Below are 17261 nucleotides of genomic sequence, written 5' to 3'. Positions count from 1 at the left end.
GAGTTACGCCTCCCCCAGATAGGCTTTGATCACATCCGGATTGTCGCGAATCTGCTCCGGTGTGCCGTCGGCCAGGGGAGTGCCCTGGTTGATCACCACGATGTGGTCGGAAATGCTCATCACCAGCTTCATGTCGTGCTCGATCAGCAGCACGGTGACGTTGTATTCATCGCGCAGCACGCCGATCAGCTGTTTCAGCTCTTCGGTTTCGTTCGGGTTCAGACCGGCCGCCGGCTCGTCGAGCATCAGCAGGCGCGGGCGGGTCATCATGCAGCGGGCGATTTCCAGGCGGCGTTGCTGACCGTAGGCCAGGGTGCCGGCGGGGCGGTTGGCGACCTCGGTGAGGTTGACCTTGTCCAGCCAGTGCGCGGCGAACTCCATGGCATCGCGCTCGCTTTTGCGGAACGCCGGGGTCTTGAACAGGCCCGCCAGGAAGTTGGTGTTGATATGCCGGTGCTGGGCGATCAACAGGTTTTCGATGGCGGTCATGTCCTTGAACAGGCGCACGTTCTGGAAGGTGCGTACCACGCCCTTGCGAGCGATCTCGTGACCGGCCAGACCCTGGATGGCTTCACCGTCCAGCAGCACGCTGCCCGAGGTGGGTTTGTAGAACCCGGTCAGGCAGTTGAACACCGTGGTCTTGCCGGCACCGTTCGGGCCGATCATCGACACCACCTGTTTTTCCTGCACGGTCAGGCCCACACCGTTGACGGCCAACAGACCGCCGAAGCGCATGCACAGGCCGCTTACTTCAAGAATCGGGCGGCTCATTGCTTCAGCTCCAGGTGTGGGCGCTGCATGGGCAAGAAGCCCTGCGGACGCCAGATCATCATGCCTACCATCAAGGCACCGAACATCAACATGCGGTACTCGCTGAAATCACGCATCAGCTCGGGTAGCAGGATCATCACGATGGCGGCCAGAATCACCCCCAACTGCGAACCCAGGCCGCCGAGCACGACGATGGCGAGAATGGTCGCCGACTCCATAAAGGTGAACGACTCCGGGGTGATCAGGCCTTGGCGGGCGGCGAAGAAGCTGCCAGCGAAACCAGCGAAGCAGGCGCCCAGGGTAAAGGCCGAAAGTTTGATCACGGTAGGGTTCATGCCCAGTGCGCGGCAGGCGATCTCGTCTTCACGCAGCGCTTCCCAGGCACGGCCGATGGGCATGCGCAGCAGGCGGTTGATCACGAACAACGCCAGCAGCACCAACAGCAGGGCCACCAGGTACAGGAAGATGACCTTGTAGATCGAGTTGTAGGCGAGGCCGAAATACTCGTGGAAGGTTTGCAGGCCTTCGGCTGCCTTGCGCTCGAAGCTCAGGCCGAACAGGGTCGGTTTTTCGATGTTGCTGATGCCGTTCGGGCCGCCGGTAAGGCCGGTGAGGTTACGCAACAGAATGCGGATGATCTCGCCGAAACCCAGGGTCACGATGGCCAGGTAGTCGCCGCGCAGACGCAGCACCGGGAAGCCCAGCAGGAAACCGAACAGCGCCGCCATCAGGCCGGCAATCGGCAGGCACAGCCAGAAACCGAAGCCGTAGTAGTGCGAGAGCAGGGCGTAGCTGTAGGCACCGACGGCGTAGAAGCCGACATAACCCAGATCCAGCAGGCCGGCCAGACCGACCACAATGTTCAGGCCGAGGCCGAGCATCACGTAGATGAGGATCAGGGTGGCGATATCCACCGCACCGCGTGAGCCGAAGAACGGCCACACCAGCGCGACTACCACCAGCGCCAGAACGAACCAGCGCTGGGTAGAAGGCAGGGTCAGGAAGTTGCTGGCCGAGGCCGGCACGCCGGGTACTTTCGGCACGGCGCTCCAGGCTTGGTCGAACTGGCTGCGAAACAGCTGCCAGAAGAACATGCCGACCGCACAGGCAAAAATGGTCCACAACACCGGTGCGCTGGCACCGTGAACTTCCAGCTGAATGCCGACGATATTCAGCTTCAGGCCAAGTACCGGGTAGGCCACAGCCAGCACCAACAGGGCGCTGAAAAACGCCGTTTTGAGCCGCTTGGTATCAAGTGAGTGAGTCATACCTTCTCAACCTCCGGGCGACCGAGAATGCCGGTCGGGCGGAACAACAGCACCAACACCAACAGGCTGAACGCCACCACGTCTTTGTATTGGTCACCGAAGATATCGGCACCAAAGGCTTCCGCCACGCCCAGCACCAGGCCGCCGAGCATGGCCCCTGGAATGCTGCCGATACCGCCGAGCACCGCTGCGGTGAAGGCTTTGATACCGGCGAGGAAACCGAGGTTGGGGTTGATCACGCCGTACTGCAGGCCCAGCAACACCGCCGCGACGGCCGCCAGGGTGGCACCGATCACGAAGGTCAGGGCAATGATGTTGTTGGTGTTGATGCCCAGCAGGTTGGCCATCTTGATGTCCTCGGCACAGGCGCGGCAGGCGCGGCCCAGGCGGGAACGAGAGATGAACAGGGTCAGGCCGAGCATCACCAGGAAGGTGACGACGAAGATCAGCACCTGCATATAGGAGATCACCACACCGTTCATGGTGCTTTCGCCAAACACGAAGTTGCCAGGGATCAGGTTTGGAATCGCTTTGTCTTTGGAGTTCTGCGAGAGGAGTACTTCGTTCTGCAGAAACAGCGACATACCGATTGCCGAAATCAGCGGGATCAAACGGTTGCTGCCACGCAGCGGTCGGTAGGCGACCCGTTCGATGCTGTAGCCATAGGCGCTGGCGACAATGATGGTGGCCGCGAAGGCACCGATCAGAATCAGCGGCAGGCTGTCCAGGCCCATCATGGTCAGCCCGGCAATCACGATAAACGCCACATAGGAGCCGATCATATACACCTCGCCGTGGGCGAAGTTGATCATGCCGATAATGCCGTACACCATCGTGTAACCGATGGCGATCAGGGCGTAGGTGCTGCCAATGGTCAAGCCATTAACCAGCTGCTGTAAGAAATGGTAGATGTCAGGCATCAAAACTCTCCTGAAAACTTGCAAAACCTGTCGCACGGCTCGATAGCAGCGTCAGGTCGTCAATTGCGTCATGCAGGGCCTGCATCCCGCCGGGGCGGGTACTGTCAGCTGTGGTTTGCAGCAGAACAGGGGGGCAATCGCTTCCATCACGAAGCACGCCATGTGCTTCGCCCCTCACGGGGCCGGCTCGCGCCGTTCAGACCTGCTGGGCCGGTCTGCCTTGCTATATAGCTTGGGAATGGGGTTTTGAAAGTTTTCGCGTGGGCACAGCTCGTCGCTTATGGCTGAGCGTGGACCCGTTTACCTCTTAAAACAAAGCCCACTGCAAATGCAGTGGGCTTCGGGTTGCGGCTCGAAACTTACTTGGCTTCGGTTTTGGTGCCGTCAGCGTGCCAGTCATAGACCACAAAGCTGAAGTCTTTCAGGTCGCCTTTGGCGTCGAAGCTCAGGTCGCCAGTCGGAGTAGCGAAGGTGTTGGCGCGCAGGGCGGCAGCAACCTTGGCAGTGTCGGTGTCACCGGCTTTCTTGATGCCTTCGGCAATCACTTGTACCGCGGCGTAAGCCGGGAACACGAAAGGACCGCTCGGGTCTTCTTTCTTGGCTTTGAAGGCTTCAACCAGCGCCTGGTTTTTCGGGTCCTGGTCGAACGACTTCGGCAGGGTTACCAGCAGGCCTTCGGAAGCCGGGCCAGCGATGGCCGACAGCTCTTTGTTACCCACGCCTTCCGGGCCCATGTAACGGACTTTCAGGCCTTTCTCAGCCGACTGACGCAGCAGCAGACCGAGTTCCGGGTGGTAGCCGCCGTAGTAAACGAAGTCGACGTTGGCTTGTTTCAGTTTGGAGATCATCGCCGAGAAGTCTTTGTCGCCGGCGTTGATGCCTTCGAACAGAGCGACTTTCACGCCTTTGGCTTCCAGGGTCTGCTTGACCGCGGTAGCGATGCCTTCGCCGTATTGCTGCTTGTCGTGGATCACGGCAACGGTTTTCGGCTTGATGTGGTCGGCAATGAAGTTGCCGGCGGTCGGGCCCTGCAGGCTGTCCAGACCGATGGTGCGGAATACCAGTTGGTAGCCACGAGCGGTGATTTCCGGGCTGGTGGAAGCCGCGGTGATCATCAGGATGCCTTCATCTTCGTAGATGTCGGAAGCCGGCTGAGTGGAGCTGGAGCACAGGTGGCCAACCACGAATTTCACTTCGTCGTTGACGATCTTGTTGGCTACGGCCACGGCTTGTTTCGGGTCGCAAGCGTCGTCGTACACCACGCCTTCGAGTTGCTGGCCGTTTACACCGCCAGCTTTGTTGATTTGTTCGATGGCCATTTTGGCACCGATGAATTGCATCTCGCCGTATTGAGCGACAGCGCCGGTAACCGGGCCGGCCAGGCCGATCTTGATGGTGTCAGCTGCTAGTGAATAGCTGGCGACGCCGGCCATAGCCATGGCAGCAAACAGTTGCTTAGTAGCCTTGTTCATAGTGCTCCACTCTTATGTTTTTCGTTTTTTTATAAGACCCACTCGCGCGAGGTGCGCAGATGGTTCATGCCCTGCTGGTCTTCAGTTGCTGAACCGGGACGAACCCCCGGCCATAATCCCTGGCAACTTTAACGGCGGAGTTTAGAGTGCCGATTTGGGCCTTGAAAAGCGGCGACTGATGTCGTCTGTAAGCAATGTCGCTAAATCGAAATAAATGTATAGAAAAACGGCGTACCGCCACTGCCGGCCTGAACCTCAGGCGGCGCTTGTTTCGCCGCCAGGCACCGCTATCATGGCCGCCCCAACGTTGGACCACCTTTTACATTTTGTCGAACAAAGAGCCCGCGATGACCGACGCTACCAACCCCCTGTACGCCAATCCTCTGTACGCGAAGCTGCTCGGCGAAACCGCCGCCATCACCTGGCAGGAGCTGCAACCGTTCTTCGCCCGTGGCGCGTTGCTGTGGGTGACGCCGGGCATGGACCTGGTGGAAGTGGCCATCGCCGTGGCTGAAGACAACGGTAGTCAGGTTGGCCAGTGGCTGGGTGAACAGTCCATCAGCAAAGTCGAAGCCGCCCTGGCTGAAGACCTGCTGGCCCGTGACCCGCAGTTGTGGGCGGTGGTGGTAGCGCCGTGGGTATTGATTCAAGAGCGCCCCTAAGCGCAACCCCCGTCCATAGGAGCGGCTTCAGCCGCGATGCTTTTGAGCCGGTGGCGTTTTCAGGCCAGGCCCATCGCGGCTGTAGCCGCTCCTACGAATCGGCGTTGGGGGCTAAGATGGCGTCATTCTGATGTGTATGGAGCCTTCGATGAACGCCGCCCTTCCTTCTATTGCTTTCGCCGGTATCGGCCTGATGGGCCTGCCCATGTGCCAGCGCCTGTTGGCCGCCGGCTATCCGCTGACCGTGTGGAATCGCTCGCCGGAAAAATGCGCGCCGCTGGTAGCCGCCGGTGCCCGCCAGGTGGCGACCCCCGCTGAACTGTGCGCCCATGCCGATGTGGTGATGCTGTGCCTGGCCGACACCCGCGTAGTACGCAAGGTGGTGTTCGGTGAGCACGGTGTGGTGGAAGGGGCGAAAGCTGGTCAGCTGCTGGTGGATTTTTCCAGCCTGGAACCGGCAGCCACCCGCGAAATGGCTGCCGAGCTGGAAAGCCGCAGCGGCATGCATTGGCTGGATACGCCGGTGTCCGGTGGTGTGGCGGGTGCACAAGGCGGTACCTTGGCGATCATGGCCGGCGGTCGTGAAGATGACATCGAGCAGGTGCGACCGATGCTGATGAACCTCGGCCAACGCCTGACGCGCATGGGTGCGGTGGGTGCCGGCCAGGTGACCAAGGTGTGCAACCAGATGATCGTCGCCTGCAACGCCCTGGTGATCGCCGAAGTGGTGGCTCTGGCGGAAAAGTCCGGCGTCGATGCCAGTCTGCTGGCACCCGCCCTGGCCGGTGGTTTTGCCGACTCCAAACCGCTGCAGATCCTCGCGCCGCAAATGGCCGAGAGCCATTTCGAACCGATCAAATGGCATGTGCGGACCTTGCTCAAGGACCTGGATACCGCGGTGAAACTGGCTCGTGAACATGATTCCAGCACCCCGGTCAGCGCCCTTGCCGCACAGCTGATGCGCCTGCACGGCAGCAATACCGGCAATCTTGAGCGCGACCCGGCCACCTTGGTCGAGCTTTACCGGGAGAAACACTGATGGCCGCTACCGCGCTGAAAGTGGTCGCCAATATTTCCCTTCTGTTTACCGAACTGCCGTTGCTGCAGCGCATTGTCGCGGCGGCCGCGGCCGGTTTTTCCGCGGTGGAGGTGCAGTACCCCTACGAGGTGCCGGCCATCCAGTTCAAGGAAGCACTGGCCGCCGCCGGCCTGCCGCTGGTGCTACTGAATATCGCCGCGCCGGATCTGGCCGGTGGTGGCCCTGGCCTGGCAGCGGTGCCCGCACGTCAGGCGCAGTTCGATCAGGCGCTGCAGGAAGCCCTGACCTACGCCGCGATGGTGCGCCCGCAGTTCGTCAATGTGCTGCCGGGACGCTTGGTTGAAGGCGTCAGCCGCGAACAGGCGCTGGCCACTCTGGTCGGCAATGTGCGGCAGACGGCCGAGGCTTTTCAGCCGTTGGGTATCAAGGTGCTGAGTGAGGCGATCAACCCGCTGGATATGCCGGGCTTTCTGATCAATACCCCGGAGCATCTGCTGGCGCTGATCGCGGCGGTGGACCACGCGAATTTTGCCGCGCAACTGGATCTCTACCATATGGCGCGCCAGGGTCTGGACCTGCCCCAGGCAATTGCCGCGCTGGCGGGCAAGATTGGCCATGTGCAGTTTGCCGATTGCCCAGGCCGTCATCAGCCCGGGACCGGGACGGTGGACTTCGCTGGCGCGCTGCGGGCATTGCAAGCGGGAGGCTACAGCGGCTGGTTGGCGGCGGAATATCGGCCCACCGCCAATACCCAGGAATCCCTGGGCTGGCTGGCCGAATGGCGGGATGCCGGGTGGATCAGTCCTCGCTAGTCTCGTCGAGCTTCCAGTAGCCGGCGGCTTTGAAGAAGTCCTCGTTGACGCCGAAGTCGTCCAGCAGCACGCGCCGAATGCGCCGCGAGGTCGCCGACTCGGTAGCCACCCAGGTGTACAGCGAACCGCTCGGCAGACCATTGAGGGCTTTCACCGCGCTGAGCAAATTCTGCCCAGCCTCGCGGTGCAGCCACTGCACCTCGACACTCGCGGCGCTCTGCAGGCTTTGCTGCTCGGCGGCATTTGGCACTTCGATCAACGCCAGTACCTGACGGCCGGCGGGCAGCTCTTCCAGACGGCGGGCGATGGCGGGCAGGGCGGTTTCATCGCCGATCAGCAGGTAGCTGTCAAAGATATCCGGCACGATCATCGAGCCGCGTGGGCCGCCTATATAGAAGTGTTGGCCAGGTTTCGCCTGTTCTGCCCAGGTCGATGCCGGGCCGTCGCCGTGCAGCACGAAGTCGATATCCAGTTCGTTCAGCGCAGCGTCATAGCGGCGCGGCGTGTAGTCGCGCATGGCCGGTTTAGGGTCGTCGTCGTTGCCCTTGCCACCAAACTGCATGCTTTCCAATGCCGCTTGCTCTGCGGCGTTTTGCGCGAAGAAACACTTGATATGGTCATCGGCGCCCAGGCTGGTAAAGCCGGCGAGCTCAGGCCCGCCGAGGGTGACGCGGCGCATATGTGGGGTGATATCGGTGACCCGCAGCACCTGCAGCCGGCGGCGCTTGATTTCATGCATAACGCGGTGGATGCCTTGGGTATTGGCTGTATTCATTGCTCTGTCTCCTTGGCCGCGAGGGGGCCGGTGGCGATGGCGGTGGCGGCGGCATTCAGCAGGTCGCGCACGCGGATGATTTCCGCCTCGCTCCACTGACCGTGGTGCAGTTGCAAGGCATGGCGCAGGTTGTGCACCGCCTCGTGGATTTCCGCAGGGCGGTCGTGGCCGCGCAGGGAGCGCTTGCTGACATCCATGCGCACTTTCAAACCTTGCAGCGCCACCTGTTGCTCGGCCAGCGAAGCCTCACCGGTGAGGGTCACGCTATAGAGCTTTTTGCCGGCATTGGTCTCGCTGGCGATCAGGTCGCTTTCTTCCAGAAAGGTCAGGGTCGGGTAGATCACGCCGGGGCTGGGCGCATAAGCGCCTTCGAACAGATCTTCGATCCGGCGGATCAGGTCATAGCCGTGGCTAGGCTGCTCGGCGATCAACGCCAACAGCAGCAATTTCAGATCGCCCGGGGCAAACACCCGTGGCCCGCGCCCGCCACGCCCGCCGGGGCGGCGTTCGAATTCATCGGTTTCGCGCATATGGGGGTGATGGTGGTGATAGTGATGGTGGTCTCGCATCGTTTGGCTCTCGTCTTGGTTATCTAAGATATAACTTAAGATATATCTTTACGTTCACGCAAGCTCAAATGACAAACGGTCTCAACATTGCGCTTTGCCTTAACCCCGTCCAAGGGTTTCAACGCCGCATGGCCGATGCCCCGGAAGCCGAAGCCCTACCCAATATCGAGTTACATAAGGTTTACGAATATTCACAGACACAAACAGCCGAAGGCTCTAGATTGCCCCCTGGTGCCTTGTCCTACAGTTTTCTGTAGAGGCCGGCCGGCTTCATAAGAACAACAAAAGAGAACCCTTTATGACCAGTGCTACTCAGGCGGCCAATGCTTGGCGTGTCTTGTTCTTGCTGTTCCTCGCCAACCTGTTCAACTTTTTTGATCGCAGCATTCCCGCGATCATCATCGAACCCCTGCGCCATGAGTGGAGCCTGAGCGACCTGCAGCTCGGTCTGGTCGGTACTGCGTTCACCATCATCTATGCGATTGCCGGCGTACCTCTGGGGCGCATGGCCGATACCGGTTCGCGGCGTAAGATCATGGGCTGGGGCTTGATGGCCTGGAGCGGCCTGACCGCCATCAACGGTTTTGTCACTGGCTTCTGGAGCTTTCTGCTGGTGCGCATGGGCGTCGGTATCGGCGAAGCCAGCTATGCGCCGGCGGCCAACTCGCTGATCGGCGATCTGTTCCCCGCCAACAAACGCGCCCGCGCCATGGGCATCTTTATGCTCGGCCTGCCGCTGGGCCTGCTGCTGGCGTTCTTCACCATCGGCGCGATGGTCGAAGCCTTTGGCAGCTGGCGCGCGCCGTTCTTTATCGCCGCCGTGCCGGGCATGATCCTCGCCCTGTTTATGTTTCTGATCCGCGAACCGCAGCGCGGTGCCGCCGAGGTGGTGCAAGTGGCGGCGGTGAAGGTCGACCGCCCGGTGCGCAAGGTGCTGAGCATTCGCACCTTCTGGTGGCTGATCGTTGCCGGCCTGTGCTTCAACTTCGCCACCTATGCCTGCAACTCCTTTATGGTGCCGATGCTGCAACGTTACTTCCTGATGCCCCTGGGCCAGGCGGCGGTGGCGACGGGCATCATCGTCGGCGTCACCGGTCTGTTCGGTTTGACCATCGGTGGCTGGTTTGCCGACAAGGCGCATCAGAAATCGCCGCGGGGTCGCCTGCTGATGGCCGCGGCCTCGATGTTGATCGCTACGGTCGCCACCGGCTGGGCGCTGACGCTGGGGGCGGGCGAGATCGCGCTGTTCGTAGGGATCTTCAGTATCGGCTGGCTGTTCTCCTACAACTTCTACACCTGCGTTTACACCTCGATTCAGGACGTTATCGAGCCGCGCTTGCGGGCCACCGCCATGGCGCTGTTCTTCGCGGGTCTGTATCTGCTTGGCGGCGGGCTTGGCCCGGTGGTCGTGGGCTGGCTGTCTGACCACTTCGCCCATTCGGCCATGTATGCCGCTGGTGCCGCCGAGATGAACGAAGCGTTCAAAGCCGTGGGCCTGCATGACGCCATGTACCTGATTCCGATCGCCATGCTGCTGACCTTGCTGGCGCTACTGCAAGCGGGCCGGCATCTACCCAAGGATGCCCTGGCCATGCGCCAATCCATGGCAGACAACGCCGAGTAGGGCAGTGCGCTCTCACACAAAGGCCCGCATTTGCGGGCCTTTGTGTTTCTGCTGTTGGCTGTCTGTGTCCGTGAAACTTATACAACTTAGTACTTATATCCGTGCTGAAGGTTCTTTTTCTTGTTAAGTCGTTGTTCATGGTTTCCTGTTATTTTTCTATTTCTCATGTGTGAATTTTCCCATTATTAAAGTTCGACTTAATTGACGAAAGACTGATCCTGTTTTTGTGGGATTACCCTTACGAATAGTACAGTTGGTTCGTGTACGTCCATCCCGGGTTGTTCGCGTAACTTGCGGCCAACTAAATCCTGAGATGGTGCTGTCGTGAGTTCACTAAAAAATCAGCGTCCCGGCGCAATGCCGATTTTGTTGAATTGCCTTTCCCTCTGTTTCCACTTTTCCCTCGCAGGCTATGCCTTTTACGGCGCAGCGCTGCTTTTTTCGCTGCCGGTCAATGCCAGTGAACCCGCCTCGGGCGGCCCTCCCGCCGTGAATCCTCTGGATAAAGAACACGACCGACAGAACAAACTTCGTCTGCAGGAAAAAATCAGGCGTGAGTTGGAAGAAAACCGACGGCGGATATTGGAGCCGTCAAACAAAGGATCAGAAAAAGATTCGCCATCACCACCTGCATATCCGGGCAACGAAGGTTCCAGGAAATAAACGGAAGTTTCAGAGCAAGCGGCTCTGTTTAGCCGCAGTGTAATTATTCAAGGGCGTCGCCGTCCTTTTGCTTAAGCGTACTTAAGCGCTGTATTTGATTCGGACGATATATATGAACAAGCATTGTTTCCGCCTGATTTTTAGTAAATCCCTGGGCTTTCTGATTCCCGTCGCTGAGACCACTCGCGCGCAGCGCAAGCCAGGGCAACAACAAACTGTCTCTCCTGCCGTTGTTTCTCCCGTCACTCCCACCTGGTCACTCAAGCGCCTGGCGCTCTCCCTGCTGTTAGCCGCGGTGCCGGGCTGGGCGGCGGCGGATATCCTGCTGGATACCAATCAACCTTCGGGCACCACACTTGGCAATGCCGCCAACGGCGTGCCGGTGATCAACATCGCCAACCCCAACGCCAACGGCCTGTCCCATAACCGTTTCAACGAATTCGATGTGCAGCAACCCGGCGTGGTGTTTAACAACAGCCAGGTCAATGGCGTTAGCCAGTTGGGCGGGGCGATGCTGCTTAACCCCAACCTCAAGCAGACGGCCTCGGCGATTCTTACCGAGGTGACAGGCAATAAACCCAGCTCCCTGGCGGGCACTCTGGAGGTGTTTGGTGGCAAGGCTGATTTGCTGATTGCCAAAGCAGCTGATTACCGATGGCAAGGTAAAAAATTTACTGCTGGAAAGGCCTACATGGGATTCCCGTTTACTTGGGAAAGAGGCGTTGTTGTTGGCTAAGAAAAAGGGTTACGCCTCTATAGATGATTATCTGGAGAAAACACAAAAGGTAAACGGCGTAAAAAAAGATATGGATGTATTCAAAGCAATCATTGACGCACATGCGGTAACGCTGGGCGATGGTTCAATTTATCCCGATGATGATCTTATAGTTCACGGGCTGAAGGCGGGGGTTAAGCTGCATTTTCTCGATGTGCGGCCTGAATCGGATGACTTTGTGGCTGATGTTGATTATCGCAATAGATTTATGGCTTTGAAGATAACAAAAAATCCCGCCTTTACCGAGCCTGGAACGATTGGTTTGTTTGGTTGGGGGCATTTCAAAAATCAAAAACGGAATGGAAAATTGTTGCCGACATTACAGCAGTTGGCGGGAATTGATCAGTCTCAGGTTTATAACCTGAGTCCGAAATTTTTCGATATGGAAACGCGCCAAGGCTATCCACGCTGGGAGGAGTTAGGTAGCAATAAAGCAGCTGATCCAGCTGCAGCCTATACAAAAATCAAGTCGTCCAAAGCGGGTGATCCGCGCTATAAGCGGGATGCGTATGGCAACCGTGTGGTGATAGACGATGTGGGTAGCAATGAGTCGCGGGCAGAAGCCGCTCGCATAGCGGCCAAATACCCCGATAATGCTCTAGTGTTTAATAGAAATGCAGATGGAGGGCTGGAGTATTCGCAAGGGAAGTATTTCGGTGATTCATATACCGCACCGATTGCCTCCAAGCTTTATCTGTTGCAACAGAACAAGAAAGCCATCAGTCGCGAGGAGGTCAAAGATATAGTGGCTCGCGTAGCGAGAAAAACGGGCGGGAAGATGGAAGTGGGCAAATTAACAAGGAAAACGTTGCCGGCTGATAATAATGGCGCATCTGCCGCAAGCCCTGACGATATCCAACTGGTCGAGAAACCATAAACCCGGCGGTAAATAAAAACCTGCTGGCACTACCGCCAGCAGGTTTTTTTATACCCGCTGTTTTTAACTAACCTTCAATACCAACTTGCCAAAGTTCTCGCCGCTAAACAGCTTCAGCAGGGTCTCGGGAAAGGTTTCCAGGCCGTCGACGATATCTTCCTTGCTCTTCAGCTTGCCGGCTGCCATCCAGCCGCCCATTTCCTTGGCGGCGTCGGCGAACTGGCTGGCGTAGTCCATCACCACAAAGCCTTCCATGCGGGCGCGATTGACCAGCAGGGACAGATAGTTGGCCGGGCCTTTGACGTTTTCTTTGTTGTTGTACTGGCTGATGGCACCGCAGATGACGATGCGTGCTTTCGGGGCGATGCGGGTGAGAACGGCGTCGAGGATGTCGCCGCCGACGTTGTCAAAGTACACGTCCACGCCTTTCGGGCATTCGCGTTTCAGGCCGGCGTGGAGGTCTTCGTTTTTGTAGTCGATCACCCCATCAAAACCCAGTTCGTCTTTGAGCAGTTGGCATTTTTCCGCGCCGCCGGCGATACCGACTACGCGGCAGCCTTTGATCTTGGCGATCTGCCCGACCACGCTGCCCACCGCACCGGCTGCACCGGAAATCACCACGGTGTCGCCTTCTTTCGGTTGGCCGACATCCAGGAAGGCGAAGTAGGCGGTCATGCCGGTCATGCCCAGAGCCGAGAGGTACAGCGGCAGCGGTGCGCGTTTAGGGTCTACGGCGTAGAAGCCTTTGGGTTCGCCGAGGAAGTAGTCCTGTACGCCGAGGGCACCGTTGACGTAGCTGCCGACCGGAAATTTGTCGTTCTGCGAGGCGATCACTTTGCCCACGCCGAGGGCGCGCATCACTTCACCGATGCCCACTGGCGGGATATAGGACTTGGCGTCGTTCATCCAGCCGCGCATGGCCGGGTCGAGGGACAGGTATTCGTTTTTCACCAGAATCTGCCCGGGGCCGGGCTCGCCAACCGGGTTTTCCACGTAGCTGAAGGTCTCGCGGCTCGGCAGGCCGACAGGGCGCTGGGCGAGGAGGAACTGACGATTGAGTTGGGTGGTCATGGCAAAACACTCATGGCAGGGAAACAGTGGTGATAGACCGCTCACCGCCCAAGGGCAAGGTTTGATCACCAGCGGAATGCAGGCTTATCCATCTGCTAAATGGCACCGCCCGGGGCTCTATCACTGCGCTGGATAATTACTCCTCGTGACCTTTAATAGTGCTGACATGGGCCAGGCGCTGCTGGCTAGACTGGCCGCCACAACAATTCGATACCACTAAAGAGGGATAAAGGAATGAGCATGACTTTCTCCGGCCAGGTCGCCCTGGTTACCGGTGCAGGCAACGGCATCGGCCGTGCCACGGCGCAGGCATTCGCCGCCGAAGGCCTCAAGGTGGTGGTGTCGGATGTCGATGTGGCGGGCGGTGAGGGCACTGTGGCGTTGATTCGTGATGCCGGTGGTGATGCCACGTTTATCCGCTGCGATGTGACCAAGGACGCTGAAGTGCAGGCGCTGATGGCCGGTGTGATCGAGGCTTATGGTCGGCTGGATTACGCCTTTAACAACGCGGGCATCGAAATCGAAAAAGGCCGCGTGGCCGAGGGCAACGAAGCCGAGTTCGACGCCATCATGGCTGTCAACGTCAAAGGCGTGTGGCTGTGCATGAAGTACGAACTGCCGCTGATCATGGCCCAGGGTGGCGGTGCCATCGTTAACACTGCCTCGGTGGCTGGCCTTGGTGCGGCACCGAAGATGAGCATCTACGCGGCGTCCAAACATGCGGTGATCGGTCTGACCAAGTCGGCCGCCATCGAATATGCCAAGAAGAAAATTCGCGTCAACGCTGTCTGCCCGGCGGTGATCGATACCGATATGTACCGCCGCGCCCATGAGGCGGATCCGACCAAGGCCAATTTTGTAGCGGCCATGCACCCGGTGGGCCGCATCGGTAAAGTCGAAGAGATTGCCGCTGCGGTGATGTACCTGTGCAGCGATAACGCTGCGTTCACCACAGGGCATTCGTTGGCGGTGGATGGTGGTGCTACCGCTATTTGATTGTGCTTGCAGATATCGCGGCTGAAGCCGCTCCTACGGGGTCCCACAACCTGTAGGAGCGGCTTCAGCCGCGATGCTTTTAGCGCTAGCCCAGCGCCCGATACTGCAGGCTAAGGCTTAAAGTGGCCGTCTCCCCCTGCGCCAACAACCGCAACCCCGGCCGCCCCGGCAGGTGGTGCGCGTTCACCGGATGGCTCACCGGCTCCAGGCAAAAAAACGGTTTATCCAGCGGGCAGAACAGCAGAAAAAACTCACTCCCCGTGGCCTGCACTTGCAACTGGTACCCGGCGTCCGCCTGGGTGATCAGCGCCTGACCATCCCAGCCGGTAAAACCGTTATCCACCAGTTCACTGGGCAGTGCAGCCGCCTCGCGGAAATTCCATTCCGGCGGCAATGCAGCCAGTTCGGTTGGCAGCCGCCCCTCGTCACACAGCCACACCTGATCTGCATGCACCTGCAACCGGGTGGCAGCGGTGCGCGGCAGGTAGGGGTGCAAACCCAGGCCGTGCCAGCAGGGCTGCTCAGCCAAGTGGGTGACCTTCAGTTCAATGCTCAAACGTCCGTTGTCGAGGCGAATGTGTTGTTGCGCGCGGTAGGCGAACGGCACCTGACTCTCAAGCTGCAGCACCAGGCTCGACGCGTTGTGCTCCACCACGGCCCACGCTTGTTGCCAGGCGCTGCCATGAATGGGCAGTGGGTCATTGCTGGCGTTGGGGCTGAGAGCCAGCCAACCCTCGGGGCAATCGAACCCGCCATTGGCAATCCGGTTGGACCAAGGCACCAGCGGGTAACACGCCAGTTGCCGGGGGCCTTCGGCGTCGGCCGCGCTCGGGCGCAGCAGGTCGAGGCCATCGCTTTGGCGCGTCCAGGCCACCAGGCTGCCGCCGATAGCGGGTGCCACCGTCAGGCGGGTGAGGGCGTCTTCGATACTGATTAAGGTGAGCGCATTCATAGGCCAGTCAACCTGTAAGAAGTGAGGCACGCATCGGTGCGAGAGTATGTCGTTGTGCTGCAGATTTGCTGCGCTCTCAGGGGTGTCATCGTACAACCGCTGGGATATGATGGCCGCCTGCCCGTTAGCCGAGAATAACCGTCAACATGGAAATCCCAAGCCCCCAGCCACGTGTGCGCCGCAAGCATCGCAGCCTCGCCCAAGAGTTGGTGACCGAGCTGTCGCAGCAGATTCGCGACGGCCTGATCAAGCGGGGCGACAAGCTGCCCACCGAGTCGGCGATCATGGAGGCGCAAGGCGTCAGCCGCACGGTGGTGCGCGAGGCGTTGTCGCGCTTGCAGGCTTCGGGGCTGGTGGAAACCCGTCATGGCATCGGCACCTTTGTGCTGGATACGCCGAGCCCCAGCGGCTTTCGTATCGACCCGGCGACCATCGTTACCCTGCGCGATGTGCTGGCCATTCTCGAATTCCGTATCAGCCTGGAAGTGGAGTCCGCCGGCCTGGCGGCCCAACGCCGTACCGACGCCCAGCTGCAGGCCATGCGCGATGTGCTGGATGCCCTGCGTGAAAGCGCCGCCCATACCGGCGATGCGGTGGCCTCGGACTTCCAGTTCCACCTGCTGATTGCCGAAGCCACCGGCAACCGCTATTTCACCGACATCATGAGTCACCTGGGCACCAGCATCATTCCGCGCACGCGGATCAATTCGGCGCGCCTGGCCCACGATGACCAACGCCATTACATGGCCCGCCTGGAACGTGAGCATGAGCAGATCTTCGAAGCCATCGCCCGCCAGGATTCCGATGCCGCCCGTGCCGCGGTGCGCTTGCACCTGACCAACAGTCGCGAGCGCCTGCGCCAGGCCCACGAAGCGGCCCAACTGGTCAACCAGGGCTGAGCTTCAGCCACGTTTGCGGTACGTCAGCAGGACGATGCCGCTGACCACGATCAGCCCGCCGATAATCTGCCCGGCACTCAATAGTTGGTCGAGAATCAGCCAGCCAAACACCAGGCTGGCCACCGGTTCGACATTCATCACCGGGGCGTTGCGGGCCATATCCAGGCGCGTCACGCAGACAAACAACAGCGAAAACGCCACGCCATACAGCACCACCAGGCAGGCGAGGGCGAGCCAGCCGGCGTTGGCCGTGGGCAGGCTGACGCCGCCGGGCATTACGCCACTGGCACCGGCCACCGCCACGCTGGAAAACACGATCAGCATGGTCAGCATGCTGCGCACGGTGCCGGGCATGGCCGACAGTTTGTTGTCGGTGATCCACAGCGCGACAGCAAACACCGCCGCCGCACCTATGCCGAACAGCACGCCCTCGGCCCATTCGATGCCGTCGTCCACGCCATTCAGGCGCGCCGGCACGTCCAGGGCAAACACCAGGCCGAACAGAATCACCCCCATCAGCAGCAGCGCCCGTGGCGTTGGCCGCGCACCGCCCAAGGCCCAGGTCAACAGCACCAACAGGATCGGCGCGATATTGACGATCAGCAGCGCCAGCGCCACCGGAATCCGCGCCACCGTGGAGTACACGCAAAAGCTCTGGGTGGCGATCAGCAAGCCCAACGCCAATTGCCAGGGCCAGACGCCGCTGGGCAGTTTCAGCGAGTCGCGCCGCCACCACACCAGCCCCGCCAGCACCAGGGTAGTGACCCCGGAGCGACAGAGAATCGCCAGCAACAAGCCGGTGTCATGATCGAAAGCGATGCGTGCGGCGATATGGTTGCCGGCAAAACAGCTGGCCAGAAAGGCCAGGGTGAGCACGGCAATATGGCGGGGAAACGGGGCAGGGCTAGACATGACCATCCTTATAAAAAAGCCGCACCCAATGTAACTGGTGCGGCCAATGCTGCTTCTACGAAAAATTAAAGTGTTCGAGATTCCCCTGTAGGAGCGGCTTCAGCCGCGATGCTCTTGAGATCACAAGCATCGCGGCTGAAGCCGCTCCAACCAGGCGGGCGGTGGCGTAGTTAACGACCCGCGGCCGCCCCCCGGAGATAGATA

At 59.8% G+C, this 17261-nt stretch carries 18 protein-coding genes; 9 read left to right on the top strand and 9 right to left on the bottom strand.

Going from position 1 to position 17261, the window contains the following annotated elements:
- Positions 1-3: 3 nt before the first annotated feature.
- The 4 genes from livG to ACVW0Y_RS21360 all read right to left on the bottom strand — a co-directional run bounded on the left by livG (position 4) and on the right by ACVW0Y_RS21360 (position 4431).
- Positions 4-771, bottom strand: coding sequence for a high-affinity branched-chain amino acid ABC transporter ATP-binding protein LivG (gene livG / locus ACVW0Y_RS21375; RefSeq protein WP_457441112.1), 768 nt, complete (start codon positions 769-771; stop codon positions 4-6).
- A complete protein-coding gene (locus tag ACVW0Y_RS21370; RefSeq protein ID WP_457441111.1) occupies positions 768-2039 on the bottom strand; it encodes a high-affinity branched-chain amino acid ABC transporter permease LivM in 1272 nt (423 codons plus the stop codon). Before ACVW0Y_RS21370 ends, livG begins: the two co-directional genes overlap by 4 nt.
- Positions 2036-2959, bottom strand: a complete 924-nt coding sequence (livH, locus tag ACVW0Y_RS21365) for a high-affinity branched-chain amino acid ABC transporter permease LivH (protein WP_457441110.1) — start codon at positions 2957-2959, stop codon at positions 2036-2038. Before livH ends, ACVW0Y_RS21370 begins: the two co-directional genes overlap by 4 nt.
- 359 nt (positions 2960-3318) lie before the next feature.
- Entirely contained in the window at positions 3319-4431 is a 1113-nt protein-coding gene (locus ACVW0Y_RS21360) for a branched-chain amino acid ABC transporter substrate-binding protein (protein ID WP_108096982.1), read from the bottom strand.
- Between the two features lie 347 nt (positions 4432-4778).
- On the opposite strand from ACVW0Y_RS21360, the gene ACVW0Y_RS21355 reads away from it, so the two are divergent.
- The 3 genes from ACVW0Y_RS21355 (at position 4779) to ACVW0Y_RS21345 (ending at position 6944) form a co-directional block, all read left to right on the top strand.
- Positions 4779-5093: a DUF2288 domain-containing protein gene (locus tag ACVW0Y_RS21355; protein ID WP_457441109.1), complete on the top strand. Its 315-nt coding sequence runs from the start codon at positions 4779-4781 to the stop codon at positions 5091-5093.
- A 148-nt stretch (positions 5094-5241) separates the two neighbouring features.
- Positions 5242-6132: an NAD(P)-dependent oxidoreductase gene (locus ACVW0Y_RS21350; RefSeq protein WP_457441108.1), complete on the top strand. Its 891-nt coding sequence runs from the start codon at positions 5242-5244 to the stop codon at positions 6130-6132.
- 14 nt (positions 6133-6146) lie between these two features.
- Positions 6147-6944, top strand: a complete 798-nt coding sequence (locus ACVW0Y_RS21345) for a hydroxypyruvate isomerase family protein (RefSeq protein WP_457441156.1) — start codon at positions 6147-6149, stop codon at positions 6942-6944.
- Here ACVW0Y_RS21345 and ACVW0Y_RS21340 read toward each other — a convergent pair.
- The gene (locus tag ACVW0Y_RS21340; RefSeq protein WP_457441107.1) at positions 6931-7719 is read right to left on the bottom strand and encodes a siderophore-interacting protein; all 789 of its coding nucleotides are present in this window, start codon (positions 7717-7719) and stop codon (positions 6931-6933) included. The genes ACVW0Y_RS21345 and ACVW0Y_RS21340 overlap by 14 nt on opposite strands.
- Complete coding sequence (locus ACVW0Y_RS21335; RefSeq protein WP_457441106.1) at positions 7716-8288, bottom strand: PadR family transcriptional regulator; 573 nt, start codon at positions 8286-8288, stop codon at positions 7716-7718. The genes ACVW0Y_RS21340 and ACVW0Y_RS21335 overlap by 4 nt, the downstream gene beginning before the upstream one ends.
- A gap of 298 nt (positions 8289-8586) precedes the next feature.
- Between ACVW0Y_RS21335 and ACVW0Y_RS21330 the strand changes: the two genes are divergently transcribed.
- The 4 genes from ACVW0Y_RS21330 (at position 8587) to ACVW0Y_RS21315 (ending at position 12227) form a co-directional block, all read left to right on the top strand.
- Positions 8587-9912 (top strand): spinster family MFS transporter, encoded by a 1326-nt coding sequence (locus ACVW0Y_RS21330; protein WP_457441105.1) that lies wholly within the window; start codon positions 8587-8589, stop codon positions 9910-9912.
- Positions 9913-10236: 324 nt separating this feature from the next.
- A complete protein-coding gene (locus ACVW0Y_RS21325) occupies positions 10237-10575 on the top strand; it encodes a hypothetical protein (protein WP_457441104.1) in 339 nt (112 codons plus the stop codon).
- A gap of 112 nt (positions 10576-10687) precedes the next feature.
- The gene (locus ACVW0Y_RS21320) at positions 10688-11311 is read left to right on the top strand and encodes a two-partner secretion domain-containing protein (protein WP_457441103.1); all 624 of its coding nucleotides are present in this window, start codon (positions 10688-10690) and stop codon (positions 11309-11311) included.
- Positions 11304-12227 (top strand): hypothetical protein, encoded by a 924-nt coding sequence (locus ACVW0Y_RS21315; RefSeq protein WP_457441102.1) that lies wholly within the window; start codon positions 11304-11306, stop codon positions 12225-12227. Before ACVW0Y_RS21320 ends, ACVW0Y_RS21315 begins: the two co-directional genes overlap by 8 nt.
- Positions 12228-12290: 63 nt before the next feature.
- Here ACVW0Y_RS21315 and ACVW0Y_RS21310 read toward each other — a convergent pair whose 3' ends face one another.
- Complete coding sequence (locus ACVW0Y_RS21310) at positions 12291-13298, bottom strand: NADP-dependent oxidoreductase (RefSeq protein WP_457441101.1); 1008 nt, start codon at positions 13296-13298, stop codon at positions 12291-12293.
- 234 nt (positions 13299-13532) lie between these two features.
- On the opposite strand from ACVW0Y_RS21310, the gene ACVW0Y_RS21305 reads away from it, so the two are divergent.
- Positions 13533-14294 carry an SDR family oxidoreductase gene (locus ACVW0Y_RS21305; protein WP_457441100.1) on the top strand — a complete coding sequence of 254 codons (762 nt, stop codon included), beginning with the start codon at positions 13533-13535 and terminating at the stop codon, positions 14292-14294.
- A gap of 85 nt (positions 14295-14379) precedes the next feature.
- Here ACVW0Y_RS21305 and ACVW0Y_RS21300 read toward each other — a convergent pair whose 3' ends face one another.
- Positions 14380-15246 carry an aldose 1-epimerase gene (locus tag ACVW0Y_RS21300; RefSeq protein WP_457441099.1) on the bottom strand — a complete coding sequence of 289 codons (867 nt, stop codon included), beginning with the start codon at positions 15244-15246 and terminating at the stop codon, positions 14380-14382.
- A 146-nt stretch (positions 15247-15392) separates the two neighbouring features.
- Here ACVW0Y_RS21300 and ACVW0Y_RS21295 point away from each other — a divergent pair, with 146 nt between their 5' ends.
- Positions 15393-16145, top strand: coding sequence for a FadR/GntR family transcriptional regulator (locus ACVW0Y_RS21295; RefSeq protein ID WP_457441098.1), 753 nt, complete (start codon positions 15393-15395; stop codon positions 16143-16145).
- Positions 16146-16148: 3 nt separating this feature from the next.
- Here the strand turns inward: ACVW0Y_RS21295 and ACVW0Y_RS21290 are convergent, their stop codons facing one another.
- A complete protein-coding gene (locus ACVW0Y_RS21290) occupies positions 16149-17057 on the bottom strand; it encodes an EamA family transporter (RefSeq protein ID WP_457441097.1) in 909 nt (302 codons plus the stop codon).
- Positions 17058-17261 lie beyond the last annotated feature (204 nt).

It is taken from the genome of Pseudomonas sp. TE3786 (genome assembly GCF_054057335.1).
Note: the sequence above shows the minus strand (reverse complement) of the source record. Positions and strands in the feature narration are given on the sequence as shown.

Coding starts and splice junctions, on each gene's coding strand:
- ACVW0Y_RS21370 (WP_457441111.1), bottom strand. CDS start 2,039: ATGACTCACTCACTTGATACCAAGCGGCTCAAAACGGCGTTTTTCAGC.
- ACVW0Y_RS21355 (WP_457441109.1), top strand. CDS start 4,779: ATGACCGACGCTACCAACCCCCTGTACGCCAATCCTCTGTACGCGAAG.
- ACVW0Y_RS21330 (WP_457441105.1), top strand. CDS start 8,587: ATGACCAGTGCTACTCAGGCGGCCAATGCTTGGCGTGTCTTGTTCTTG.
- ACVW0Y_RS21300 (WP_457441099.1), bottom strand. CDS start 15,246: ATGAATGCGCTCACCTTAATCAGTATCGAAGACGCCCTCACCCGCCTG.
- ACVW0Y_RS21295 (WP_457441098.1), top strand. CDS start 15,393: ATGGAAATCCCAAGCCCCCAGCCACGTGTGCGCCGCAAGCATCGCAGC.
- ACVW0Y_RS21335 (WP_457441106.1), bottom strand. CDS start 8,288: ATGCGAGACCACCATCACTATCACCACCATCACCCCCATATGCGCGAA.
- ACVW0Y_RS21305 (WP_457441100.1), top strand. CDS start 13,533: ATGAGCATGACTTTCTCCGGCCAGGTCGCCCTGGTTACCGGTGCAGGC.
- ACVW0Y_RS21360 (WP_108096982.1), bottom strand. CDS start 4,431: ATGAACAAGGCTACTAAGCAACTGTTTGCTGCCATGGCTATGGCCGGC.
- ACVW0Y_RS21350 (WP_457441108.1), top strand. CDS start 5,242: ATGAACGCCGCCCTTCCTTCTATTGCTTTCGCCGGTATCGGCCTGATG.
- ACVW0Y_RS21320 (WP_457441103.1), top strand. CDS start 10,688: ATGAACAAGCATTGTTTCCGCCTGATTTTTAGTAAATCCCTGGGCTTT.
- ACVW0Y_RS21290 (WP_457441097.1), bottom strand. CDS start 17,057: ATGTCTAGCCCTGCCCCGTTTCCCCGCCATATTGCCGTGCTCACCCTG.
- livH (WP_457441110.1), bottom strand. CDS start 2,959: ATGCCTGACATCTACCATTTCTTACAGCAGCTGGTTAATGGCTTGACC.
- ACVW0Y_RS21310 (WP_457441101.1), bottom strand. CDS start 13,298: ATGACCACCCAACTCAATCGTCAGTTCCTCCTCGCCCAGCGCCCTGTC.
- livG (WP_457441112.1), bottom strand. CDS start 771: ATGAGCCGCCCGATTCTTGAAGTAAGCGGCCTGTGCATGCGCTTCGGC.
- ACVW0Y_RS21340 (WP_457441107.1), bottom strand. CDS start 7,719: ATGAATACAGCCAATACCCAAGGCATCCACCGCGTTATGCATGAAATC.